Consider the following 24,610-nt stretch of genomic DNA (forward strand, 5'->3'; position numbering starts at 1 on the left):
TGTTCACGCTCTCACCCTGCCAGGATGTGTGGTTCAATCATTATCTGGACAAGGGCTGCCAGGGAATCGTCAGCGCCAATACCATTTCCAGCTCGGTGGGGCTGCTGGCCAGTTTTGGTGCCCAGTTTGCGGCGGGCGGCGTCTGCCGCGTGAAGGGGCGGGGTCTTAGCACACTGTGCAGTTACCGCGGCGCCGCCCAGGATGACTTCAGCAGCCGGGATCTCACCTCGCTGACAGAGATCTATTCTGGTCTGGCCGCCTGGAGCCAGCATTATTGGAACCTGCTGGCCCTGGAAACCCAGAACTATCAGCTGCAGCAACTGGTGAAAAACCATAATAAACCCAGCGCCATCATAGATGACAAGGGGCATATTCATTATTCCAATGTGGCGTTCAACCGCATCGCCGATGAAAACGTCGAATTGCGGGCCGTCAATGGTATTTTCTCTTTGCAAAATAAGGAGCAGCAACGCCAGCTCAAGGAGACCTTGAATGGCTTTGCCTATTTGTTGCCAGGTGCCAGCGCCTATATGTCCATTCCCCGTCAGGCCAATCTCAGGCCGCTGCTGATCCAGTGCACTCTGATGAGCGGGCTCAGCCGCTTCGAGCGTTACGTGGAAGTGGTATTGCGCGATCCCGAGCACTCTTTCAATCCCGACATAGAGGCGCTGGCCAGCCTTTATCCCCTCACCATCGGTGAGAAGGAACTGCTGGTGCTGATGAGCAAGGGATACAGCAGCAACGACATCGCCGAGCTGCGCGGGGTCAAGGTGGAAACCGTGCGTTCCACCCTCAAGGGGGTGTTCAAGAAAACCGACTGCCACAGCCAGAACGAGCTGCTGCTGTTGCTGCAGTCCATCTCCTGATAGGCACGAGCTATGCTTGGTGTGAGCCGGACATAGTGCCCGGCTCGCGCCTCCTGTCGGGAGGCCTGTTGGGGGAAGCGTCATGGAATCACTCAAGGCAAAGGATTATATGCAGACCAAACCCATCACGTTCAGCGCGGACATGATGGTGCAAAATGCGGTCACCAAGTTTCTCAACAGTCACCAGCTCGGCGGCCCCGTTGTGGACAGCCAGGGCCACCTGATTGGCTGGGTGTCCGAGCAGGACTGCATTGCCGTCATGTTGAAAGAGGCCTATCACTGTGAACAGGTGGCCCAGGTCAAGGATGTAATGCGCAAGGAGGTGCTGGCTGTGGGGCCGGACACCAGCATCCTGGATCTGGCGGAGATGATGATGGGCCAAAAGCCGAAGATCTATCCGGTGGTGGAGGAGGGTCGCCTGCTCGGGGTGATCAGCCGGCACAATGTGATGCAGGCCATCCATGCCCAGCTTGGTACCTGCTTCGTGCACCAGGCCCGGGTCTGATCCGGTTTCGCCGGATCATCGAGAGCAGGCCGGGTGCCTGCTCTTTTTATTGTCCGCCGCGTCATTGAACCTGGCAGGTGCCGCTTTAAGACTTGCACCGCCCCCGCTCGCTCTTTAGGATCGCTCCCAGCTAATCGATATGGCCCCTCTGGGCACTTATTTAAGGAATTCCTACCTTGTCTCTCTCTATCGAGGCGCTGCGCCGCCGTCTCTCTGCCTGCATGAACCTCGACGCCCGCCGCCTCTCCAGCCGTCTGCACGGGGTCAAGAAGCTGCCCGAGGCCAAACAGGCCGCCATGCTGGAGACCATCGCCGCTGATTTGGATGTCGCCGAGGCGCGCTACCAGTCACGTCTGGCAGGCGTGCCTAAGGTGACCTATCCAGGCAATTTACCGGTCAGCCAGAAGCAGGCGGAGATCGCCCGCGCCATCAGCGAGCACCAGGTGGTGATCATTGCCGGTGAAACCGGCTCGGGCAAGACCACCCAGATCCCCAAAATCTGTCTGGCGCTGGGGCGCGGGGTCAAGGGCTATATCGGCCACACCCAGCCGCGGCGTCTGGCGGCCCGCACCGTGGCGGCTCGTATTGCCGAAGAGATGGAGTCCGAACTTGGGCATTACGTGGGTTACAAGGTGCGCTTTACCGATCAGGTGAGCGAGCAGACCCACATCAAGCTGATGACAGACGGTATCCTGCTGGCCGAGATCCAGCACGACCGCATGCTCACCCAGTACGACACCATCATCATCGATGAAGCCCACGAGCGCAGCCTCAACATCGACTTCATCCTGGGCTACTTGAAGCAATTGCTGCCAAAGCGCCCGGATCTCAAGGTGATCATCACCTCGGCCACCATAGACCCGCAGCGCTTCTCCCGCCATTTTAACCAGGCGCCCATCATAGAAGTCTCAGGGCGCACCTACCCGGTGGAGGTGCGCTATCGCCCGCTGTTTGCTGATAAAAAGAGCGGTGACAAGAGCGCAGACAAGAGTGAGGCGCTGGAGGAGCGCGACGAGCTGCAGGGCATCTTCGATGCGGTGGAAGAGCTGGCCCGGGAGGGGCTGGGGGATATCCTTATCTTCATGAACGGCGAGCGGGAGATCCGCGACACCGCCGATGCCCTGCGCAAACTCAACCTGCGCGACACCGAGGTGCTGCCGCTCTACGCCCGCCTCTCCAACGCCGAGCAGAACAAGGTGTTCCAGCAACACGCCGGTCGGCGCATCGTGCTCGCCACCAACGTGGCGGAGACCTCGCTGACGGTGCCGGGCATTCGTTACGTCATCGATCCGGGTACTGCTCGCATCAGCCGCTACTCCTGGCGTACCAAGGTGCAGCGCCTGCCCATCGAGCCGGTTTCCCAGGCCAGCGCCAACCAGCGTAAAGGGCGTTGCGGTCGGGTGGCGGACGGTATCTGTATCCGCCTCTACTCGGAGGAGGATTTCAACAACCGTCCGGCCTTTACCGACCCCGAGATCCTGCGCACCAACCTGGCCTCCGTCATCTTGCAGATGCTGGCACTCGGCCTTGGCAACATGGAGGCCTTCCCCTTCGTCGAGCCACCGGAGTCGCGTCATATCAAGGATGGTTTGACTCTCTTGAAAGAGCTGGAGGCGGTCAGAGAGCTGCCCGGTACCCGCGAGCAAGAACCCAAGCTGCAGCTGACCGAAACCGGTCGTCAGCTCTCGCGTATTCCCCTTGATCCACGTCTGGCGAAGATGGTGATCACGGCGGCGCAAACCGGCTGTCTGAGCGAGGTGATGGTGATCACCGCGGGCCTCAGTATTCAGGACCCCCGCGAGCGGCCCATGGAGAAGAAACAGGCCGCCGACGAGCAGCACAGGCGCTTCGAGGACAAGGATTCCGACTTCCTCGCCTTCGTCAATCTGTGGAATTACCTGAAAGAGCAGCAGGATCTGCTGGGCAGCAACCCGTTCCGCCGCATGTGCCAGAAGGAGTTTCTCTCCTACCTGAGGGTCCGCGAGTGGCAGGATATCCACTTCCAGCTGCGCCAGACGGTGAAAGAGCTCGGCTTCAAGGCCAACCATGAACCGGCGGATTTCAAGACGGTGCACTGCGCGCTGCTGACCGGCCTCTTGAGCCATATCGGCAACAAGGATCTGGAAAAGCCCGAATTCCTTGGTGCCCGCAACGGCCGCTTCCACCTGTTCCCGGCCTCGGGTCTGTTCAAGAAGCCGCCCAAGTGGGTGATGGCCGCAGAGCTGGTGGAGACCTCGCGCCTCTACGCCCGCATCAACGCCAAGATTGAGCCCGAATGGGTGGAGCCGCTGGCGGCGCACCTCATCAAGCTCCACCACAGCGATCCCCACTGGTCGAAGAAAAACGGCGCCGTCATGGCCAAGGAGAAGGTGACCCTTTACGGCCTGACCCTGGTCAATGAGCGCACCATCAACTTCAGCCGTATCGATCCGGCCCAGTGCCGCGAGCTCTTCATTCGCTGCGCCCTGGTGGAAGGGGACTTCGAAACCCGCCACCGCTTCTTTGGCGAGAACCGCAAGCTCCTGGCCGAGGTGGAGGCGCTGGAGCACAAGTCGCGCCGTCGCGACATCCTGGTGGATGACGAAGATCTGTTCCGCTTCTACGATGCCCGTCTGCCGGAGGAGGTGATCTCCGCCCGCCACTTCGACAAGTGGTGGAAGGAGGCACAAAAGCAGGATCCCGAGCTGCTGAACTTTGAGAAAGAGATGCTGATGAAGGGGGATGCCGCCCACATCAGTGATCTCGACTACCCCAACTTCTGGCAGCAGGGGCGCCTCAAGCTCAAGCTGACCTACCAGTTCGAGCCGGGGGAGGCGGCCGATGGCGTGACCCTGCATATTCCGCTACCGCTGCTCAATCAGGTGGAGGTGAAGGGGTTCGAGTGGTTGATCCCCGGGCTGCGCCATGAGCTGTTGGTGGCCCTTATCAAGTCGATGCCAAAGCCGATGCGCAAGAACTTCGTGCCGGCGCCGAACTACGCCGACGCGCTGCTTGCCAGCATCAATCCCGAGCAGGGCCCGCTGCTGGACGAGATGGAGCGCCAGTTGCGCCGCATGACCGGTGTCACCGTACCCCGCGAAGCTTGGGACTGGAATGCGGTGCCCGATCACCTGAAACTCACCTTCCGGGTGGTGGACGATAGGCATAAGCCTATCGCCGAGGGCAAGGATCTCGAGGCCTTGAAAGAGTCGCTGCGCGGCAAGGTGCAGGAGACCCTCTCCCAGGTGGCGGACGACGATATCGAGCAGTCCGGTCTCACCCTGTGGAGCTTTGGTGAACTGCCTCAGGAGTACAGCCAGAAGCGCAGCGGCTTCGAGGTGAAGGCCTATCCGACCCTGGTGGATCAGAAAGATTCAGTCGCCATCCAGCTGGTGGAGAGCCCTGTGGCCCAGCAGCAGCTTATGTGGGCGGGCCAGCGCCGGCTGGTGCTGCTTAACGTGCCATCCCCCATCAAGTATCTGCAGGAGAAGCTGCCGAACAAGGCCAAGCTCGGGCTCTACTTCAACCCCTTCGGCAAGGTGGCCGAGCTGATTGATGACTGTATCGCCTGTGGCTGTGACAAGCTGATCGAGCAGCACGGTGGCTTGGCCTGGGACGAGGCCGGGTTTGAGTCGCTCAAGGAGTTCGTGCGCGCCGAGCTCAACGATGCGGTGGTGGAGGTGGCCAAGCAGGTGGAGGCCGTGCTGACCCTCTCCCACGAGATCAAGAAGCGACTCAAGGGCAAGATGCAGCTCGACACAGCCTTTGCCATGTCGGACATCCAGCAGCAGCTCGGCAACCTCATTCACAAGGGGTTTGTCACCGAGACCGGCTGGCAGCGACTGCCTGACCTGCTGCGCTACCAGCGCGCCATCGAGCGGCGCCTCGAGAAGCTGGCCATCGATCCCAACCGGGACCGGGTCCATATGCTCAAGGTGCAGAGCGTGGAGAGCGACTACAAGGCGCTGCTCGCCAAGATCCCCAAATCCCAGCCGATCCCGCCGGAGGTGGCCAATATCCGCTGGATGATAGAGGAGCTGCGGGTCTCCTTCTTCGCCCAGCAGCTGGGGACGCCGTACCCCATCTCGGATAAACGGGTGCAGAGCGCCATAGCCCAGTGCTAAGCTGCTATGTGTCTGTTTTCTGAGCCATAGTGTGACGAAGAGCGTGGCGAAGAGTGTGGCGATAAGAGCCAGGGAAGTGCAGGAAGGGAGGCCATCACATGCTGGGGATCTGGTTGGGGGTTGCGCTGGTCAACATCAGCGGCTATCAGCCCATTGCGGAGCAAACCTGGGTGCAGCTCAATCCGGAGTACTATCCGGTGCACAGGGCCGTGCCGCCCATCTTCGCCGCCTGGCGGGGCAATCAGTTCCCGCCGCTGGAGCAGAAAAAAAAGAACGGCCGCTGGCAGATCCTGTTTCCTGCCCGTCTGGTGCCCCCCTTCGATCTGTTTGAAGGGGAGGCCCAGCTCTCCAAGGCCTATCTGGCCAGGCTCAAGCGCATCGATGAGATGGCCTATGGCATGGCCCCACATTCATCCGTGTTGCCCGTCACCACCACCTCTCTCTCCTCTCAGGAACTGGGTGTGGCACCCTTCATCGCCGAATTCTCCTTGCCGGGGGCGAGTACGGGGAGGGGACGAATGCCGGAGGCTGAGCCGCTGCTGGCCAACCTGATGGGGCGGGCGGCGCCTATCCCTCAGAGAACCGCCGCTCAGATCGGGGCTGTGCAGATCGCTGCCCTCGGCCAGGGAGCCGAGGGGACCACTCTGACCCTGTCTACGATAGCGGCGGAAGGGGCATCGCGAGTCTGCCACCAGGTGGCGGCGGGGGAGACGCTCTGGCGCATCGCCAGCCAGCTCCAGGCGCAGGTGGGCAGCGGGTCTGATACCTACAGCTATCTGCTGGCGCTGGTGGAGGAGAACCGCCCCGGGATGGGCAAGGGGATCAGGGTACAGACAGGCCAGCGTCTCTATTGCCCCAATGCCGAGACCCTGGCTCGGTTCGACGCCATGAGCCCGGCCCAGCGTCAGCAGCAATTTGCCCGTCTGGAGCAGCAGCGCTGAGCCGCGTTCGGATAAGATCTGGTGCCGCGGCAGGGAGGTATGGATGGCGAGTCGCTCGTACCTTGTATCCACCCCGGGCCCATGCTAGTATTCGCGCTCGTTTTGCGAGGTGCTGACCGGTCGCAGTCAACACCATATATTCATCTTAAAAGAGATAACCACTATGTCTTTCGTATTCCAAGCTGAAGTCCGTTCTGACCTGGGGAAAGGTGCGAGCCGCCGCCTGCGTCATGCTGACCAAGTTCCTGCCATCGTTTACGGTGCAGGCAAAGAAGCCGTGTCCGTTACCCTGGACCACAAAAAGCTGATCCTGGCCCAAGAGAAGCCGGAGTTCTACTCCTCCGAGTTGACCCTGGTCATCAACGGCGAAGAAGTAAAAGTAAACGTCAAGGCGATCCAACGTCACCCGGTACGTTACAAGCTGGTTCACCTGGATTTCGTTCGCGTCTAATCGGCAACGAACTTTCCTGTAAAGAGGCCACCCAATCGGGTGGCCTCTTTGTTTTACGGTATTTTTGTCGGGAAAATAAAATACTCGAACAGCACTATTGGTCTTTACTTGCAGGCATGATTGACAGCAGGACACGTGTTGTGGTGCTCTGATGTCCAAAGATGGCATGGCCACCTTGCTGTTTCGGGTGCGCGACACCGGGATCGGCATTCCGCCCGAGCAGCAGGCCAATATTTTCAATGCCTTCTCCCAGGCAGACTCCTCCACCAGCCGCCGTTTCGGGGGAACCGGGCTTGGCCTGACCATCAGTCGCCGCCTGGTGAACCTGATGGGGGGAGAGATCGGCGTCACCAGTGAACTGGGCAAGGGGAGCGAGTTCTGGTTCCGCGTCCGGCTGGAGCAGGTGGAACGGCCCGAGGCCTTGAGCGAGCGTCTGCAACACATCTCGCTGCTCATCGCCGACGACAATCAGGTGACCCGCGACGCCCTGTCGATGACGGTGGGTTCCCTCGGCTGGCAGTCACGGGTAGTGGAATCCGGTGAGCAGGCGCTGCACCACCTGCTGCGCCAGGGTGAGCGCTTCGACGTGATCCTGCTCGACTGGATCATGCCGGGCATGGACGGGCTCGAAACCTGCCTGGCTATTCGCCGTGCCTTCGAGCGGCAGGAGCGTTCACCCATCATCATCATGGCGACCGCCTATTCCCAGGACGAACTGATGCACCGTCCCGGCTCGGAGCAGGTGGATCTGGTGCTGCACAAACCGGTCACCGGCTCCAGCCTCTACAACGCGGTGGCACGCCTCATTCACGAGAAGCGCGATCACGTGGAGCCGCTGGAGAGTGGCCAGCGCCGTCTGCGGCTGCCGGGCGTACATGTACTGCTGGTCGATGACAGCGACATCAACCTGGAGGTGGCGACCCGCTTGCTGCAACGGGAGGGGGCTGAGGTGATCACCGCCATCGACGGAGAGCGGGCCCTGGCTTGTCTCGCCGATCCGGCGCGGCGCATCGATCTGGTGCTCATGGACGTACAGATGCCGGTGATGGATGGCTACGAGGCGACCCGTCGCCTGAGCCAGCTGCCGGGACGGGAGGAGACTCCCGTGCTGGCACTCACCGCCGGGGTGTTCAAGGATCAGCGCGAGGCGGCGCTGGCCAGTGGCATGAACGACTTCATCGCCAAGCCGCTCGATGTGGAGCAGCTCATCGCGACCTTGTTACGCTATCTCCCGGACAGCGTCCTGCCGCTCGCCGTGAGCGACGAGCCACTCGTCCAGGAGCCGGTGGCCGGCATCGATATCGATACCGGACTTCGCAACTGGGGCGAAGCATCGGTCTATCTCAAGTATCTGCGCCGTTTTCGCGATGACTACATGACGGTCGGCACCGTGTTGCCGGACTACATAGCCCAGCACGAGACCGATGCGGCCGCGAGCCTGACACACAAGATAAAGGGGGTGGCGGGCAGCCTGTCGCTCACCGATGTGGCGCGCGTCAGCGCCGAGCTGAACGAGGCCATCGAGCAGGGAGGCGACACCAGTCAGCTCATCGCTCCCTTCCTCGAGGCGCTGGAGCGGGCGCAACAGTCCATCGATACCTATGCCGGGCGCGAGCCGGGCGCAGTCAGCTCCCCGCAGGCCCAGGGGGAGGCGCGGGAGGCGTGCTTGCACGCCCTGCATCAGGCTCTGGTGAGTGAGGATCTGGATCTGATTGAGCCGGCGCTGAGTCAGGCCAAGAGTTACCTGCCTTGCGAGCTGGTGAGCGAAATAAGTGCGGCTCTGGAGCTGTTCGATATCCCGTTCGCCACCCGCAAGCTGGAGGATTATCTGGAGGCGCGTGAGGAACCTGCACCATGAATCGACCGCGAGTGCTGATCATTGACGACGAGCCGAGTAACCTTGGGCTGCTGCGGCAAATCCTCAAGGAAGAGTATAACCTCTTCTTTGCCAAAGGGGGGGAGGAAGGGCTGGCCGCCGTGGGACGCCACGAGCCAGCCCTGATCCTGCTTGACGTGCGCATGCCCGATATGGACGGCTACGAGGTGTGCCGCCGGCTCAAGGCCGACCCGGCGTATGCCGGGATCCCGGTGCTCTTTATCACGGCGAGCGACAACGCAGACAGCGAGAGTCAGGGGTTCGAGGCGGGTGGGGTGGATTACATCTACAAGCCGGTCTGCCCGAGCACGGTGCGTGCCCGGGTGCGCAACCACCTCTCCCTGGTGCGTCTCGATCAGCTCGAGCGCAGCTACCGTACCGCCATCGTGATGTTGAGCGAGGCGGGTCACTACAACGACACCGACACCGGGGTGCATATCTGGCGCATGGCCGCCTATGCCCGTGCCCTGGCCGATGCGGTTGGCTGGAGCCCGGAGCAGTCGGACCTGCTGGAGCTGGCGGCCCCCATGCATGACATGGGCAAGATTGGGATCCCCGATCACATCCTCAAGAAGCCCGGCCCCCTCACCGAAGAGGAGTGGGCCATCATGCGTACCCATCCGCGTATCGGTTACGAAATCTTGAAACGCTCCGACGGGCTTATCTTCCGTATGGCGGCGGAGATTGCCCTGCATCACCACGAGAAGTGGGATGGCTCGGGTTACCCCGCAGGAGAAACCGGCGAAGGGATCCCCGAGGCGTCGCGGATCGTGGCCATCGCCGATGTGTTTGACGCCCTGAGCGTGCGTCGCCCCTACAAGGACCCCTGGCCTCTGGAGCAGGTGCTGGCGACGATGCGTGACGGTGCTGGTCAGCACTTCGATCCCCGGCTGCTCGCACGTTTTCTCGAGATCATGCCGGAGATCTTGCGCCTCAAGACTCAGTGGGACACCCGCGAGGCGCGGGGGGATTACCAGATAGGTTGCGTCAGGTAGGGATTGCTGACCCGCTCGCGACCCAAGGTGGAGCTGGGGCCATGGCCCGGCACGAAGACGATGTCATCCCCAAGGGGCAGCAGGGTCTCGATGATCGAACGGATCAGGGTGGCATGATCCCCGCGGGGGAAATCGGTGCGGCCTATGCTGCCGGCAAAGAGCACGTCTCCCACCCAGGCGAGTCGCTCGGCTTGACTGAGCAGCACTATGTGCCCCGGGGTGTGGCCGGGGCAGAAATAGACCTCCAGCTCGCACTGGCCCAACTGCACCTTGTCACCTTGCTCAAGCCAGTGATCCGGTGTGAACGCGGGGGTATGGGCGAAGCCGAACATCTGGCTCTGCTGGGGCAGCATGTCGAGCCAGAAGGCATCCTCCTTGTGGGGCCCCGTGATGGCCACACCGGTTTTCTCCCGCAGCTCGGCCGCCGCCCCCACGTGATCCAGATGCCCGTGGGTCAGCAGAATATGGGTCAGGGTCAGCCCCCGCCTGGCGATGGCCGCCAGCAACTTCTCCGCCTCGCCACCCGGGTCGATGAGGGCGGCCTGGTTGGTCTCGTCACACCAGATGAGGGAGCAGTTCTGGGCAAACTGGGTGACCGGGATCACCTCGAACTTCAACATGTGGGACTCTCCTGATGGGTCTGACGGGCGTGCTGTTCGGCGAAGTAGGCGAGGCAGGCCTGCTTGTCACCACGAAACTGGATCCGCTCGCGCTTGTTGTTCAGTTGATAGAGGTACATGGGGTCATAGTAGCGGGTCAGCAGCAGGCGGATCCAGGCGAGGTGCAGTGTGGTATCGCCTGTGCTGGCCTGCTCATTGAGTGCTGCCTGCATCAGGTCATCCAGCTCCCGGTGGTCCTTGTCACCGAGGCGACGCTTGAGGCGGGCCAGGGCATCGGTCAGGTAACCGGCAAACTGTGGCCAACCCGCCTCGCTGCCGTACATTTCCAGATAGCGTTGCCAGAGATCCTGCACGTAATCCACCCGGATCTGCTCGGCCCGTTCCTCCTGAGGCACCTCTACCACCACCAGGGGAGCCTGACACATGGCCTCATAGAGGTTCAGCGGCAGGGCGCAGCGACCGATGAGGCGGCTCTCGTCTTCGACCACGAAGGCATGTTCGCCATTGTGACGGCGCTTGAGCAGCTCGATGGCCAGCCGGTTCTCGAAGTTGATGTTGCTGGGCTGTCCCCCCGGCAACTGGCCAAAGGAGGATCCCCTGTGATGGGCGTGCCCTTCCAGATCCACCGACTGGGCAATTTTCGCCAGCATGTGGGTCTTGCCGGAGCCGGTCATGCCGGTCAGCACACTCCAGTGACACTGGGCGCTGGCGCTCTCCTGGGTATCGATGAGAAAGCGGCGCAGCTCCTTGTAGCCACCGGCCACCCGCGGGCGGATGACACCTTCATCAGCCAGCCACTGCTGCACTGTCTGCGAGCGCAGGCCACCACGAAAACAGTAGAGCAAGGCATCGGGCTGCTGGCGCAACTGCGCCAGCCATCCTTCAATACGGGCGGCGCGCACGGCGCCCCCCACCAGTTTGTGGCCGAGTTCGATGGCCGCCGCCTGACCCTGCTGCTTGTAACAGGTACCCACCTGGGCGCGTTCGTCATCCGTCATCAACGGCAGGCTGACGGCGTTGGGGAAGGCCCCTTCCTTGAATTCGACGGGGGCGCGCAGATCGATGAGGGGCACGTCTTCCAGGAAGATGCGCGCCAGGTTCGTTTCGAGCGGCAGTTCACTCATCGTGCATCCCCCTGACAGATCAGAACCGTCGGGGCGACAAACCGCAGTGCACTCATTGGATGACCTCGATAAAGCGCGCGCCATCCAGTGGCTGCAAGCGGCCAATGGGGAAGAGAGCCAGCCCGGCCTGCTCGGCAATGGCGAGGAATTCGGCCTCGGTTTCCTGACCGACGGCCACCAGCAGGCCGCCGCTGGTCTGCGGATCGCACAGTATGTTGCGGGTGCGTTCGTCCATGGCATCGAGCTTGTGACCATAGGAGTCGTGGTTGCGCAGGGTGCCGCCCGGCACACAGCCCTCGCTCAGGTAGTGATCCACCTCGTCTAGCAATGGCAGTGCCTTGAAATCCAGGCGGGCGCACACCCCTGAGCCTTCGCACATCTCCAGCAGGTGGCCCGCCAGCCCGAAACCGGTCACGTCCGTCATGGCATGCACGCCGGGCAGGGCCGCAAACTGCTGGCCAATCTTGTTGAGGGTGCACATGGCCTCTGGGGCCAGCTGCTCGTGCTCGGGTTTGAGCTTGCCCTTCTTCTGGGCCGTGGTGAGGATGCCGATGCCAAGGGGCTTGGTCAGGTAGAGGATATCGCCTACCTGGGCGGTGTCGTTCTGCTTGATGGCACCCAGCGGCACTATGCCGGTCACCGCGAGGCCGAAGATGGGCTCGGGGGCATCGATGCTGTGGCCACCGGCGAGCGATATACCGGCCTCATGACACACCTGGCGACCACCGTCGATCACCTGCTGGGCCACTTCCGGCGCCAGCGTATTGATGGGCCAGCCGAGGATGGCGATGGCGACGATGGGCTTGCCACCCATGGCGTAGATATCGCTGATGGCGTTGGTGGCGGCGATGCGGCCAAAGGTGAAGGGGTCATCGACGATGGGCATGAAGAAGTCGGTGGTGGAGACGATGCCCTGACCGTTGCCGATGTCCACCACGGCGGCGTCATCCTTGCTGCTGTTGCCGACGATCAGGGTCGGGTCGTCAAAGCCCGGGATCTGGCTCTTCAAAATGGTGTCGAGCACCTTGGGGGAGATTTTGCAGCCGCAGCCAGCGCCGTGGCTGTACTGGGTCAGACGAATGGAAGACATGCTTACCCCTCTTGGTTCAAACTCATGTCGGCGCGCGTGACGCGATAAGGGTGCGACCCCTGTGAGGGTCCACCAGAGACGGGTGATCCGGATGGGCGGCGGGCCGGCAGGGTGTGCCGGATGGCATTGAGAGTCTGGCCCCCAGGGTCGCGCCAACGGAGTCACGGGACGGCGCATTATGCCACAAAGAGGGTGAGGATTCCGAACCCCATTGACGGCAAGAGGGCCAAGATACTGCTGCCTCATCAGTGTCCTGGATGGCCCAGGCGGCAGACGAGGGCAGATGGGAATAAACTGGCAGGGCGCCACCCACACAGGAGTGATCCCGATGAAACTCTATGCCCATCCCTTTTCGTCCTACAGCCAGAAGGTGTTGATCGCCCTCTACGAGAATGACGTCCCCTTCGATTACTTGAACCTGGAGGCGGCGACGGTGAAGGACGAACTCGCCAGCCTCTGGCCCCTCAAGCGCTTTCCTGTGCTGGTGGATCAGGGGCGCACCCTGATAGAAAGCAGCACCATCATCGAATATCTCCAATGCGCGCATCCCGGCCCCCATTGTCTGGTGCCCGCGGGGGAGGATGGGATCGAGGTTCACATGCTCGACCGCCTGTTTGACAACTATGTGATGACGCCGATGCAGAAGGTGGTGCTGGACAGGATGCGCCCGGCGGGGGATCACGATGGCTATGGCGTCGCCCAGGCCAGAGAGCTGCTGGACAAGATCTACCCCTGGCTTGACGAACACCTTGCCGGACGCACCTGGGCGGCAGGGGAGGCGTTCAGCCTGGCCGATTGCGCCGCCGCCCCCTCGCTCTTCTATGCCGACTGGGCCCATGAGATCCCGCACTCACTCACCAGGCTGCGTGCCTACCGTGCCCGTCTGCTGAGTCAGCCCTCCATCGTCCGGGTGGTGGATGAGGCGAGGCCCTACCGCCACTACTTCCCCCTGGGGGCGCCGGCCCGTGACTGAGCCGGGCGCGAGATCCCGGCAGAAGGCAACCAACCCAGCACTGATGTCGGACGGGGGAATGGTCGGGAGAGGGGGAGCGTGTTGCATGCAGGAAAATGAGTTTTTATGCGCTTTTGTCTGATATTTCCCCGATGATTTTCCAAGGTATGTGATTTTATTTTCATATTTTTGCATAAGGTAATCGACCATGTTCACTGCTGGTGAGTGCCATCTGCCGATGAGCATGAACCTTGGCTAAAGGCGAGGGGACGGGAGGAGTAGCGGTTAGTTGAGGAGGGGACAGACGGAGTGAGCTTCGTTATCTCTTGGGGACGCAAAACAGAGAAGGCCCGCTATCGCTAGCGGGCCTTCTCTAGGGTATGGCTTGCCATCAAGCCTTGGTCTGGCACAGTGCCAGCGCTGGTTGGCGCGGCTTAGCGGGCGCGCACCACCAGCCCCTTGAGGTAGAAGCCTTCCGGGTAGGCGGTACCGATGGGGTGATCGGATGCCTGGGACAAGAGCTCCAGGATCTGGGCGTCGCGACCAGCGTCCAGCGCCGCATCGGCCACGATTTTCTGGAACAGGCTCTGCTCCATCAGGCCGGAGCAGGAGTAGGTCAAGAGCACGCCGCCCGGCGCCAGCAGCTGGAACGCCAGCATGTTGATGTCCTTGTAGCCGCGGCAGGCGCCCAGCAGCTGGGCCTTGCTCTCGGCAAACTTGGGGGGATCCAGCACGATGACGTCGAACTTCTCGCCCTTCTCGCGGTATTCCCGCAGCAGCTTGAACACGTCGTGGCGCACGAACTGGGTGGTGCTGGTATCCAGCCCGTTTAGCTCGGCATTCTGGCGGGCGATGTCTAGGGCGTTCTGGGAGAGATCCACGTTGACCACCTCCTTGGCGCCCCCCTTGAGGGCATAGACGCCAAAACCACCGGTGTAGCAGAAGCAGTTGAGCACCCGCTTGCCTTCGGTGTACTTGGCGGCCGCCTGGCGGTTGTCTCGCTGATCCAGATAGAAGCCGGTCTTGTGGCCGTTGCGAATGTCCACCAGGATCTTGACGCCACCGTTCTCCTCGATCACCACAGGCTCGGTCGGGGTCTCGCCATGGATGACGCCGGTGCGCTCTTTCAGCCCTTCCTTCTTGCGTACCGCCACGTCGGAGCGCTCATAGATGCTGCACTCGGGGTAGAGGGTACGCAGGGCCTGGGTGATGAGCTCGCGCTGGAACTCGGCACCAGCGGAGAGGATCTGGCACACCAGGAAGTTGGCGTAACGGTCTATGGTCAGGCCCGGCAGGCCGTCAGATTCGGCGGCGCACAGACGATAGCCGGTGAGGCCCTGACGCTTGATCAGCGGATCCCGGGACTCCTGGGCGTATTTCAGACGGCGGATGAAGAAGTCGAGATCGACGGTCTCATCCTTGTCGAAGGTCCAGACCCGGGCACGGATCTGAGAGCTGCCTGACCAGGCGCCCCGGGCGAGCCACTTGCCATCGTTGGAATAGATCTCGACGGTGTCGCCATCGATGGGGTTGCCCTGCACCTTGTCGATCCCCTTGGAGAAGATCCAGGGGTGACGGCGCAGCAGGGATTTTTCGCGGCCTTTGACGAGATAGATGGAAGCGCTCATGGGTAGTTGCCGATGCTAAAAAGAGAAGGGGGCATATAGTAGGGGCTGTTGCGGTTTGTGCGCAAGCCGCGTCGCAGCGATAAATGCACAAGCTCAGGTGTTGTGGCGCCGGGGGTATGTACAGACAAGGTTTATATCGCCCGTGCGGGATGCAGGACAGGGGATGAAAAAAGGCCATCTGCGAGATGGCCTTTCTGTGGCACTGGGCTGGCGTCAGATCCGCAGGCCCGTCATGGCCTGGCCGAGCTCGGTGGCGGTGGCCTTGAGGCCAGTGGTGCCGGCAACCGAGGCGCTGGCGGACTCTTCCACCCGGCTCGCCTCGTGGCGCACCTGATCCAGGTTGCGGGTGATCTCCTCTGCGACCGAGCTCTGCTCTTCGCTGGAGGTGGCGATCTGGGTGCTCATCTCCAGCACGGCGTCGCTGTGGCTGCTGAGCTTGTCGATGTCCTGCCCCACCTCAGTGATGAGCTGCTGGCTGCTGGCGGCGCGCCCGACCGTCTTCTCCATGATGTCGTTGAGCGCCCCGGTGCCGGCTTGCAGCTCTTCGATCATCTGCTGGATCTCCACCGTGGCCTGCTGGGTGCGGCTGGCGAGGGTGCGTACCTCGTCTGCCACCACGGCGAAGCCGCGGCCCTGCTCGCCGGCGCGGGCGGCCTCGATGGCGGCGTTGAGCGCCAGCAGGTTGGTTTGCTGGGAGATGGCGTTGATGACGTTGACCACTTCGTTGATGCGGTTGGCATTGTGGGTCAGCCGCTCGACGGCGCCTGAGGCGTTGCCTATCTCGTCCGCCAGGGTACGGATGGCGGCTATGGTGCGAGCCACGCGCTCTGCGCCGTTGGCCGCCTCCTCGCTGGACTGGCGGGTCTGCAGCAGGGTGTCGTTGGCGTTGCGGGCCACTTCGCGAATGGCGGCGGACATCTGCTCCATGGCGGCGGCCAGGGAGTCCATGTGCTGGCGCTGGGCGCGGGCCAGGGTCTCGCCGTCACTGGCGTGCTCGCGGAACTCGTCGGCGGCCATGGTGAGCGCTTCGGCGGACTCCTCCACCAGTTGCACTATCTTGTGCTGACGATCGGTGAAGCGGTCTATGCTGCCCGCCAGGATGGAGAATTCGTCCCGCACCGGGAAGAAGTTGAGGCGGAAGGTGAGATCCCCGTTCGCCACCGTCTGCAGCGCCTTGTTGGTGGAGTAGAGGGCCCCCGAGACGAAGGTCATCAGGTAGTGGGTGATGAGGGCAAGCAGGGCGGCCAGCACGGCGATGATGGTGAGGGTGGTCCCCTGCCCATCCCACATGGAAAAGTGGCCAGCGTCCAGGGTGCTGCTGACAAAACCGGCCTGACCGGCCTGGGCACTATATTGAAAGCGATCACCCTGCTGGCTCAGACCGGCGCTGCCGGTGGGGGCCAGGGTGAGTTCGGCCGGCAGGGTGAGGGTGGGCTGCTGGGTGATCAGCTGGGCCGTGGTCTCGACCCGTTGCTTGAGTTGATCCAACCGGATCTGCATCTGCTGATCATGACCGTCGGCCAGCAAGTACCAGGTGAGGAAGGCGATGAACAACAAGGGGCACCAGAAGGTGATGAGAAATTTTTCGCTGATCGTAAGGTGAATGAGATAACGGTCAACCCACCGGAATTTAACTTCTTTCATAATGGTATTGCGTCCTGCAAGGGAGAGAGTGTCGTGCTCATTATCGCCTTGGGGGAAAATTTCTTAAGGGGAAGGTGTGATAAATGGGAGAGCAATCGTTTATCGTGCGGGTGTGGGGCCAGGTACAGGGGGTGGGGTTTCGTTACTTCACCCGGGAGCGGGCACTGCAGCTGGGGCTCAGAGGACATGCCTACAACCTGGAGGATGGCTCTGTGGAGATCCTCATCGCCGGTCCTGAGCAGAAGGTGCAGATGATGCTGGGCTGGCTGGAACACGGGCCCCGAACGGCCACTGTGACCAAGATGGAGTGCACCCGGGCATTGCCTCCTGCGGGATCCGGTTTTCATACCAACTGAGCAGGCAGGAGGCCGGCAGATGATGGATCAGGGTAAGGGGCTAGAGCAGGCACGCTGTCTCATGGATCAATACTGGGCCGCCACCCTGGCCCTGCGCCAGCGGGCGGGCTCGGAGGAGGTCCATGCCTACCGGATTGCGACCCGTCGCCTGCTCGCCCTGCTCGCCCTGTGGCGTCCCCTGATCCATGAGCCCGGGTTGGAGCGGCGACTGATGCGTGCGGCGGGCAGACTCTCCGCCCTGCGGGATGCCCAGGTCTATGCGGCGCACTTTGGTGGCAAGGCTCAACCCGAGGTTGTGCCCCGGGTGCCCATGCTGACGGTACGACTGGCTCGCTGGCTGGACCGATTGTTGCAAGTCCCTGCCGACTTCAATCCCCTGCCGCTTTTTCAGATGCATATCGCGCTCGGTCTGGCGGATTGCCTGGCCGAGCCCGGGCTGGAGAGACCGTCGGCCGGCAACAGGCTGCGGCTGCGCCACTGGCACAGGTTGCGGCTGGTTCTGAAGCAAACCCGCTATGGGGTGGAGCTGCTGGTGGGACAGGGGGAGGGCGATCCGGCCTGGCTCTCCATGCTGATCGAGTGGCAGGATAGGCTGGGTCAGTTGCAAGACGCGCGGCAATGGCGCAGGCGGCTGCGTCGCGAGAAGGGGCGTGACAAGAAAGTACGCGCCCTGCGGGAGGCGATACGTTGCCAGTTGCACCAGCTGGACTGCCGACAGGCGGAGCTTGTTGGTCTGCGGATGGCGTTGCAGCGCCAAGATTAGCGGGAAGAAAAAGGGATAAAAAAAGAGAGGCGCCGGGCCTCTCTTTTCAATTGGATGTCGGCTGCGCTTACTTGACGCGCATACCTGGCTGGGCGCCTTCCTGGGGCTCCAGGATCCAGAGATCCTTGCCGCCCGGGCCAGCGGCCAGCACCATGCCCTCGGACATGCCAAAGCGCATCTTGCGCGGTGCCAGGTTGGCTACCATCACGGTCAGCTTGCCTTCCAGATCTTCCGGATTGTAGGCGGACTTGATGCCGGCAAACACCTGACGGGTCTCGCCACCGATATCCAGTTGCAGCTTGAGCAGCTTCTCCGCTTCCGGTACGGCTTCTGCCTTCTTGATCAGGGCGACGCGAAGGTCAATCTTGGCAAAATCCTCGTAGCTGATGGTCTCGCTGATGGGGTCGTCTGCCAGGGGACCTGTCGCTTTTGGCGCCTGCTCCTTGGCCAGATCTTCCTTGGAGGCTTCCACCATGGCTTCCACCTTGGCGGGCTCGATGCGGGAGAACAGCGCCTTGAACGGGGCCAGCTGGTGGTTGGTCAGCGGCTTGGCCACGCCATCCCAGGAGAGGGTCTCGCCCAGGAAGGCTTCGGCGCGCTCGGCCAGGTGCGGCATGACGGGTTTGAGGTAGGCCATCAGCACCCGGAACAGGTTGATGCCGACGGAGCAGACGTCCTGCAGCTGTGCATCCGCCCCTTCCTGCTTGGCAATGACCCAGGGAGCCTTGTCATCCACATAGCGGTTGGCTTTGTCGGCGAGCGCCATGATCTCGCGGATGGCGCGGCTGAACTCACGGGCCTCGTAGGCATCGGCAATAGAGGCACGGGCGCTCGCGAACTCGTTATAGAGTTCGGGTTCGCTGCACACATCGGCCAGCTTGCCGTCGAAACGCTTGGCGATAAAGCCGGCGTTGCGGGAAGCCAAATTGACCAGCTTGTTGACCACGTCCGCATTGACCCGGGAGACGAAGTCTTCGAGGTTCAAGTCCAGATCGTCGATGCGACTGTTGAGCTTGGCTGCGTAGTAGTAACGCAGGCACTCGGGATCCAGGTGCTTCAAGTAGGTGGAGGCCTTGATGAAGGTGCCCTTGGACTTGGACATCTTGGCGCCGTTGACGGTCACATAGCCGTGCACGTTGACCTTGGTCGGCTTGCGGAAACCCGCTCCTTCCAGCATGGCCGGCCAGAACAGGCAGTGGAAGTAGGCGATGTCCTTGCCGATGAAGTGATAGAGCTCGGCGTCGGAGTCTGCCTTCCAGTAGCTGTCGAAGTCGATGTCGCCGCGCTTGTCGCACAGGTTCTTGAACGACGCCATATAGCCGATGGGGGCATCCAGCCAGACGTAGAAGTACTTGCCCGGGGCGCCCGGGATCTCGAAGCCGAAGTAGGGGGCGTCGCGGGTGATGTCCCACTGCTGCAGACCCGATTCGAACCACTCTTGCATCTTGTTGGCCATCTCTTCCTGGATGGCACCTGAGCCGCGCACCCAGTCGGCGAGCCAGGCTTCGAACTGGGGCAGATCGAAGAAGAAGTGCTCGGAGTCCTTCATCACAGGAGTCGCACCGGAGACGGCGGATTTCGGATCGATAAGCTCGGTCGGGCTGTAGGTGGCGCCGCACGCGTCGCAGTTGTCACCGTACTGTTCCGGGGACTTGCACTTGGGGCAGGTACCCTTGACGAAGCGGTCCGGCAGGAACATGGACTTTTCCGGATCGAACAGCTGGGAGATGGTGCGGATCTTGATCTTGCCGGACTCCTTGAGGCGGCCATAGATGAGCCCGGCCAGCTCGCGGTTCTCGTCGCTGTGGGTCGAGTGGTAGTTGTCGAAGCTGATGTTGAAGCCGGCAAAATCCCCCTGATGCTCCTGGGATACGGCGGCGATCATCTCCTCGGGAGTGATCCCCATCTGCTGCGCCTTGAGCATGATGGGAGTGCCGTGCGCGTCATCGGCACAGACGAAATGCACCTGATTGCCACGCATTCGCTGATAACGAACCCAGATATCGGCCTGGATGTGTTCCAGCATGTGGCCAAGATGGATGGAGCCGTTGGCATAGGGGAGGGCGCAGGTTACCAGCATTCTACGAGGATCAGTTGCCATAATACGTTCTTGATGTGCCTGTTGGGATGATACAGTGCCGAGCATGTTACCCGAATTGGGGGCGGCCTGCCTAGGGTTGTGGCCCCCGGGGCCTTGGCTGACAGGAACAGCAAGGCGTCGGCAAGCCACTGATTTGTGTGCGGTAACCGTTCACCTCAGGATAACGACAACATAATGGGGAGTTAATGGTGATTGATTCAGTAAAACAGATCCTTGCCGAATTTAAGCCGGCCGGATGGGGCCAGGATCTGGTTGCAGCCGGTTTTGTGCGTGCCGTCGAGCAGCATGAGCAGACCCTGACCATCAAGCTGGTGCTGCCCTTTGCCGGTCAGACCCTGTTTGAACAGATGAAAGAAACGTTTGATGCGCACATCAGGGCCGCCACGGGCGCCGCCATCGTCGACTGGCAGTGCGACATCGAGGTGGCGAGCATGCCTCGCGCCCAGCAACTGGCGGCGGTACAGGGCATTCGCAACATCCTGGTGGTGGCCTCCGGCAAGGGAGGGGTGGGCAAGTCCACCACCGCCGTCAACCTGGCGCTGGCGCTGCAAAAGGAGGGGGCGCGGGTCGCCATTCTGGACGCGGACATCTATGGCCCCTCCATTCCGACCATGATGGGGACCCTCAAGGAGCGCCCCCACAGCCTGGATGGCAAGTTGATGGAGCCCGTCATGGCCTGCGGTCTCAAGACCAACAGCATCGGTTATCTGGTGGCGGAGCAGGATGCCACCATCTGGCGCGGCCCCATGGCTAGCAAGGCGCTGGCGCAGATCCTCCACGAGACCCGCTGGGGCGAGGTGGATTACTTGGTGGTGGACATGCCCCCGGGCACAGGGGACATCCAGCTCACCCTGGCCCAGCAGGTGCCTACGACGGCCGCCCTGATCGTCACCACCCCGCAGGATGTGGCACTGGCTGATGCCCGCAAGGGGATCGCCATGTTCAACAAGGTCAATGTGCCGGTGCTCGGCATCGTCGAGAACATGAGTTATCACGTCTGCAGTGCCTGTGGTCATCACGAGGCGCTGTTCGGTACCGGTGGCGGCAAGAAGATGGCTGAGCAGTATCAAGTGGCGCTGCTTGGTCAGTTGCCGCTGCACATCGACATCCGCCAGCACATGGACGATGGCTGTCCCACCGTGTTCGGTTCACCGGAAGGCGGGCTGGCTGAGGCCTATCTGAAACTGGCCCGTCGGGTGGGGGCTGAACTCTATTTCAGCGGTAAACCGATTGCGACCCCGCTCTACACGGTGGCGCTGGACGAATAATCGGCTGTCGGCCGGTTGCAATGGATTTGGGGTGGGCATGGCCCACCCTTTTTTATATAATGGATCGGTTTAAACAATCCCCAGTGCTCTTCTCTTTAGGTATTTTCAATGTCTGATACTCAACATTCGTGTGTGATCATCGGTATTGCTGGTGCATCCGCATCCGGCAAGAGTCTTATCGCTCAAACCATCTACGAAGAGCTGGTGGCCGAGCTGGGCGCAGGTCAGATTGGTGTGATCACCGAGGATTGCTACTACCGTGATCAGACCCACCTGACCATGGAAGAGCGGGTCAAGACCAACTATGACCACCCCAATGCCCTGGATCACGATCTGCTGGTGCAGCATCTGACCCAGCTGGTGCAAGGGGATGCCGTCAATATCCCCCAATACTCCTATACCGAACACACGCGCATGAGCGAAGTCACCGCTTTCGCACCGCGCCGGGTCATCATCCTGGAAGGCATATTGCTGCTGACCGACAGTCGTCTGCGTGAGCTGATGGATGCCTCCATCTTCATGGATACCCCGCTGGATATCTGCCTGCTGCGCCGTCTGGTGCGTGACGTGCAAGAGCGTGGCCGTACCATGGACTCCGTCCTCAAGCAGTATCAGAAGACGGTCCGCCCCATGTTCATGCAGTTTATCGACCCGTCCAAGCAGTATGCGGACGTAATCGTGCCCCGTGGCGGCAAGAACCGCATCGCCATCGACATGCTCAAGGCGCGTATCCGCCACATGTTGATTGGTTGATATGAAACAAGCCGGGTGATGCCCGGCTTTTTTAAATGAAACTTTTGTCAGGAGAGTCGCCGAATGCGTCTTTGTGATACCGATATCGAACGCCATCTGGATGAAGGCAAGATCGTCATTGAGCCGAGGCCCGGTGTTGAGCGGATCAGTGGCGTCAGCGTCGATGTGCTGCTCGGCAACGAGTTTCGCGTGTTTCGCGATCATGCCGCGCCTTATATCGACCTCGGCGGTACCAGTGCCGAGATGGCCGATGCCATCGATCGGGTGATGAGCGACGAGATCCACATCCCGGACGGCGAAGCCTTCTATCTGCACCCGGGGCAACTGGCGCTGGCGGTGACCTACGAATCCGTGACCCTGCCTGCGGACATCGTCGGCTGGCTGGACGGACGCTCCTCCCTGGCACGCCTCGGCTTGATGGTGCACGTCACCGCGCACCGCATCGATCCGGGCTGGTCCGGTCGCATCGTGCTGGAGTTCTACAACGGTGGCAAGCTGCCGCTGGCGCTGCGTCCCAAGATGAAGATAGGGGCGCTGAACTTCGAGATGCTCTCCGGCGCCGCGGCCCGTCCCTACAACAAGCGGGAAAACGCCAAGTACAAGAGCCAGCAAGGCGCGGTGGCAAGCCGCATCAACCAGGACTGATGTCCGCCTTCATGCTGCTTATATAGAGGGTGCTTCGGCACCCTCTTGCTTTTTCTGCGAAGGGAAGGGGACGTGCTGTACGGCGCCCCATGCGCTGCCGTGATGGTAAAACGCGTATAAAATCGCTGGTTTTGTGGCCCAATGATGGATGTTTGGTGTTGATTGGCGCCTATCCACAAGGTGTAGACGGCCTTTAATTAATCCATGACAAGCCCCATTCCTGCTGGGCCTAAGACATTTTCTGACGGAATGCCCTTTTTTTTTCTTACTGAAATATTTCAACAACGGGTATGGCACACCGAGCCTTCTGGCATAATCCGCCGCAACTCATAAACAGGTTCGTTTTTTATGTTTGAAATGTTTAGTGGTTTGGGTTTGTGGTGGTCAATCGGTTTGGTATTGGCCGTTTTTTTTGTGCTGGCCTATGAGTTCATCAATGGCTTTCACGATACCGCCAACGCGGTAGCAACGGTTATCTATACCAAGGCCATGCCCGCACACACCGCGGTAGTGGCTTCCGGCCTGTTCAACTTTGCCGGGGTCATGATGGGGGGATTGGGGGTGGCCTATGCCATTGTCCATCTGTTGCCCATCGATCTACTGCTCGGCATGGATTCGACCCAGGGTCTGATCATGGTGTTCTCCCTGCTGTTCTCGGCCATTGTCTGGAACCTGGGAACCTGGTACTTCGGCATCCCGGCGTCCAGCTCTCACACCCTGATCGGCTCCATTCTGGGGGTAGGCGGTGCCTATGCCCTGATCAGTGATCAGCCTCTGAAAGAGGGCATCAACGTCAGTAAAGCGATCGACATCATGCTCTCCCTCATCATCTCTCCCACCGTGGGCTTCATCATCGCCGCCTTGCTGCTGTTCGCCATGAAGCGAGTCTGGCTTGGCAGCAAGATACACAAAACCCCGGAAGAGCGACTGCTGGTGGATGGCAAGAAGCATCCGCCGTTCTGGGCCCGTGTGACCTTGATTTGTTCCGCCATGGGGGTGAGCTTCGTGCACGGCTCCAACGATGGTCAGAAGGGCATAGGCCTGGTGATGCTGGTGCTGATCTGCATGGCGCCCGCCTACTTCGCACTGGACATGAGCAGCCGCTCCTACGATCTGGACAGAACCCAGGATGCCAACCAGCGCATCATGGAGATCTACCAGCGCAACCAGGAGCAGGTATCCACTGTTGTGAACTTCAGCGTGCCTGCCCATGCTCAGGAAGAGTTGATGACTCACTGCGAGGCCGGTGAGGCCCTCGAGGCCATGGCCACCCTGGACAACCGTCTGGGCCAGGTGCGCACCTACGAGGAGATGAGTCTGACCGATCGCCGCGAGGTGCGCCGTCTGCTGCTCTGTATCGATGATACCGCTCGCAAGGTCTCCAAGCTGCCGCTGCCAGCCAAGGAGCTGACCGATTTGGCCAAATGGCGCAAGGATCTGACCGCTACGGCCGAATACGCGCCGACCTGGGTCATCGTCTCCATCGCCTTGGCGCTGGGCTGTGGCACCATGGTGGGCTGGCGCCGTATCGTCTACACAGTGGGCGAGAAGATCGGCTCTTCCGGCATGACCTACAGCCAGGGCATCGCCGCCCAGATCACGGCTGCTGCCTCCATCGGGGTGGCCAGCTTGACCGGCATGCCGGTGTCCACCACCCATATCCTCTCTTCTGCTGTGGCGGGGACCATGGTGGCGAACAAATCGGGCCTGCAGAGCCAGACCATCAAGACCATCTTGCTGGCCTGGGTCCTGACCCTGCCGCTCACCATGCTGCTCTCCGGCGGGCTGTTCCTGATCAGCAACAACCTGTTTGGTGGCTGATAGCCAACACACTGCATCAATGACAAAGGGCCTGCGGGCCCTTTTTTCATGGCTGGGATCGATTCGGCCACTGCTAGCCGCCATGCTACATATTCCGGCCGATCATGA

The 24,610-nt window shown here is 61.3% G+C and carries 19 protein-coding genes and 1 pseudogene; 14 read left to right on the forward strand and 6 right to left on the reverse strand.

Features of this window, described 5'->3' with window-relative positions:
- Nucleotides 1-26: 26 nt before the first annotated feature.
- The 7 genes and pseudogenes from BN1127_RS15830 to BN1127_RS15860 all read left to right on the forward strand — a co-directional run bounded on the left by BN1127_RS15830 (nt 27) and on the right by BN1127_RS15860 (nt 9,737).
- The gene (locus BN1127_RS15830; protein ID WP_082030131.1) at nt 27-866 is read left to right on the forward strand and encodes a helix-turn-helix transcriptional regulator; all 840 of its coding nucleotides are present in this window, start codon (nt 27-29) and stop codon (nt 864-866) included.
- Nucleotides 867-948: 82 nt separating this feature from the next.
- Nucleotides 949-1,371, forward strand: coding sequence for a CBS domain-containing protein (locus BN1127_RS15835; protein ID WP_005325086.1), 423 nt, complete (start codon nt 949-951; stop codon nt 1,369-1,371).
- 176 nt (nt 1,372-1,547) lie between these two features.
- The gene (gene hrpA, locus BN1127_RS15840; protein WP_042650065.1) at nt 1,548-5,474 is read left to right on the forward strand and encodes an ATP-dependent RNA helicase HrpA; all 3,927 of its coding nucleotides are present in this window, start codon (nt 1,548-1,550) and stop codon (nt 5,472-5,474) included.
- A gap of 98 nt (nt 5,475-5,572) precedes the next feature.
- Nucleotides 5,573-6,415 (forward strand): hypothetical protein, encoded by an 843-nt coding sequence (locus BN1127_RS15845; RefSeq protein ID WP_041205747.1) that lies wholly within the window; start codon nt 5,573-5,575, stop codon nt 6,413-6,415.
- A 163-nt stretch (nt 6,416-6,578) separates the two neighbouring features.
- Nucleotides 6,579-6,866: a 50S ribosomal protein L25 gene (gene rplY / locus BN1127_RS15850; protein WP_041205748.1), complete on the forward strand. Its 288-nt coding sequence runs from the start codon at nt 6,579-6,581 to the stop codon at nt 6,864-6,866.
- A gap of 157 nt (nt 6,867-7,023) precedes the next feature.
- A pseudogene (locus BN1127_RS15855) lies at nt 7,024-8,724 on the forward strand (hybrid sensor histidine kinase/response regulator); the annotation flags it as partial.
- The gene (locus BN1127_RS15860; RefSeq protein WP_042650066.1) at nt 8,721-9,737 is read left to right on the forward strand and encodes a response regulator; all 1,017 of its coding nucleotides are present in this window, start codon (nt 8,721-8,723) and stop codon (nt 9,735-9,737) included. The pseudogene BN1127_RS15855 and the gene BN1127_RS15860, both read left to right, overlap by 4 nt.
- Here the strand turns inward: BN1127_RS15860 and BN1127_RS15865 are convergent.
- The 3 genes from BN1127_RS15865 to selD are packed head-to-tail and all read right to left on the reverse strand — an operon-like array spanning nt 9,713 to nt 12,571.
- The gene (locus tag BN1127_RS15865; RefSeq protein ID WP_042650067.1) at nt 9,713-10,357 is read right to left on the reverse strand and encodes an MBL fold metallo-hydrolase; all 645 of its coding nucleotides are present in this window, start codon (nt 10,355-10,357) and stop codon (nt 9,713-9,715) included. The genes BN1127_RS15860 and BN1127_RS15865 overlap by 25 nt on opposite strands.
- Nucleotides 10,351-11,481 carry a tRNA 2-selenouridine(34) synthase MnmH gene (gene mnmH / locus BN1127_RS15870; protein WP_005328332.1) on the reverse strand — a complete coding sequence of 377 codons (1,131 nt, stop codon included), beginning with the start codon at nt 11,479-11,481 and terminating at the stop codon, nt 10,351-10,353. The genes BN1127_RS15865 and mnmH overlap by 7 nt, the downstream gene beginning before the upstream one ends.
- Before the next feature lie 52 nt (nt 11,482-11,533).
- A complete protein-coding gene (gene selD / locus BN1127_RS15875) occupies nt 11,534-12,571 on the reverse strand; it encodes a selenide, water dikinase SelD (RefSeq protein WP_041205752.1) in 1,038 nt (345 codons plus the stop codon).
- Between the two features lie 328 nt (nt 12,572-12,899).
- On the opposite strand from selD, the gene BN1127_RS15880 reads away from it, so the two are divergent.
- Nucleotides 12,900-13,544, forward strand: a complete 645-nt coding sequence (locus BN1127_RS15880) for a glutathione S-transferase family protein (RefSeq protein ID WP_005328336.1) — start codon at nt 12,900-12,902, stop codon at nt 13,542-13,544.
- Nucleotides 13,545-13,957: 413 nt separating this feature from the next.
- On the opposite strand, the gene BN1127_RS15885 is transcribed toward BN1127_RS15880, so the two are convergent.
- Both BN1127_RS15885 and BN1127_RS15890 read right to left on the reverse strand, forming a co-directional pair.
- Nucleotides 13,958-15,151 carry a class I SAM-dependent methyltransferase gene (locus BN1127_RS15885; RefSeq protein WP_005328337.1) on the reverse strand — a complete coding sequence of 398 codons (1,194 nt, stop codon included), beginning with the start codon at nt 15,149-15,151 and terminating at the stop codon, nt 13,958-13,960.
- Nucleotides 15,152-15,364: 213 nt separating this feature from the next.
- A complete protein-coding gene (locus BN1127_RS15890) occupies nt 15,365-16,795 on the reverse strand; it encodes a methyl-accepting chemotaxis protein (protein ID WP_042650068.1) in 1,431 nt (476 codons plus the stop codon).
- 83 nt (nt 16,796-16,878) lie between these two features.
- Between BN1127_RS15890 and BN1127_RS15895 the strand changes: the two genes are divergently transcribed.
- Both BN1127_RS15895 and BN1127_RS15900 read left to right on the forward strand, forming a co-directional pair.
- Nucleotides 16,879-17,151, forward strand: coding sequence for an acylphosphatase (locus BN1127_RS15895; RefSeq protein WP_005328342.1), 273 nt, complete (start codon nt 16,879-16,881; stop codon nt 17,149-17,151).
- Between the two features lie 19 nt (nt 17,152-17,170).
- A complete protein-coding gene (locus BN1127_RS15900) occupies nt 17,171-17,914 on the forward strand; it encodes a CHAD domain-containing protein (protein WP_042650069.1) in 744 nt (247 codons plus the stop codon).
- A gap of 67 nt (nt 17,915-17,981) precedes the next feature.
- Here BN1127_RS15900 and metG read toward each other — a convergent pair whose 3' ends face one another.
- On the reverse strand, nt 17,982-20,015 hold the full coding sequence (metG, locus tag BN1127_RS15905; RefSeq protein WP_042650070.1) for a methionine--tRNA ligase: 2,034 nt from the start codon (nt 20,013-20,015) through the stop codon (nt 17,982-17,984).
- A gap of 185 nt (nt 20,016-20,200) precedes the next feature.
- Between metG and apbC the strand changes: the two genes are divergently transcribed.
- The 4 genes from apbC to BN1127_RS15925 all read left to right on the forward strand — a co-directional run bounded on the left by apbC (nt 20,201) and on the right by BN1127_RS15925 (nt 24,502).
- Entirely contained in the window at nt 20,201-21,283 is a 1,083-nt protein-coding gene (gene apbC / locus BN1127_RS15910; protein ID WP_005328348.1) for an iron-sulfur cluster carrier protein ApbC, read from the forward strand.
- 108 nt (nt 21,284-21,391) lie between these two features.
- Complete coding sequence (udk, locus tag BN1127_RS15915) at nt 21,392-22,036, forward strand: uridine kinase (protein WP_041205758.1); 645 nt, start codon at nt 21,392-21,394, stop codon at nt 22,034-22,036.
- A gap of 63 nt (nt 22,037-22,099) precedes the next feature.
- A complete protein-coding gene (dcd, locus tag BN1127_RS15920; RefSeq protein ID WP_005328350.1) occupies nt 22,100-22,681 on the forward strand; it encodes a dCTP deaminase in 582 nt (193 codons plus the stop codon).
- A 348-nt stretch (nt 22,682-23,029) separates the two neighbouring features.
- Nucleotides 23,030-24,502, forward strand: a complete 1,473-nt coding sequence (locus BN1127_RS15925; protein ID WP_041205760.1) for an inorganic phosphate transporter — start codon at nt 23,030-23,032, stop codon at nt 24,500-24,502.
- Nucleotides 24,503-24,610: the final 108 nt, after the last annotated feature.

The sequence above is a fragment of the Aeromonas media genome, assembly GCF_000819985.1.
Classification (GTDB): domain Bacteria; phylum Pseudomonadota; class Gammaproteobacteria; order Enterobacterales; family Aeromonadaceae; genus Aeromonas; species Aeromonas media.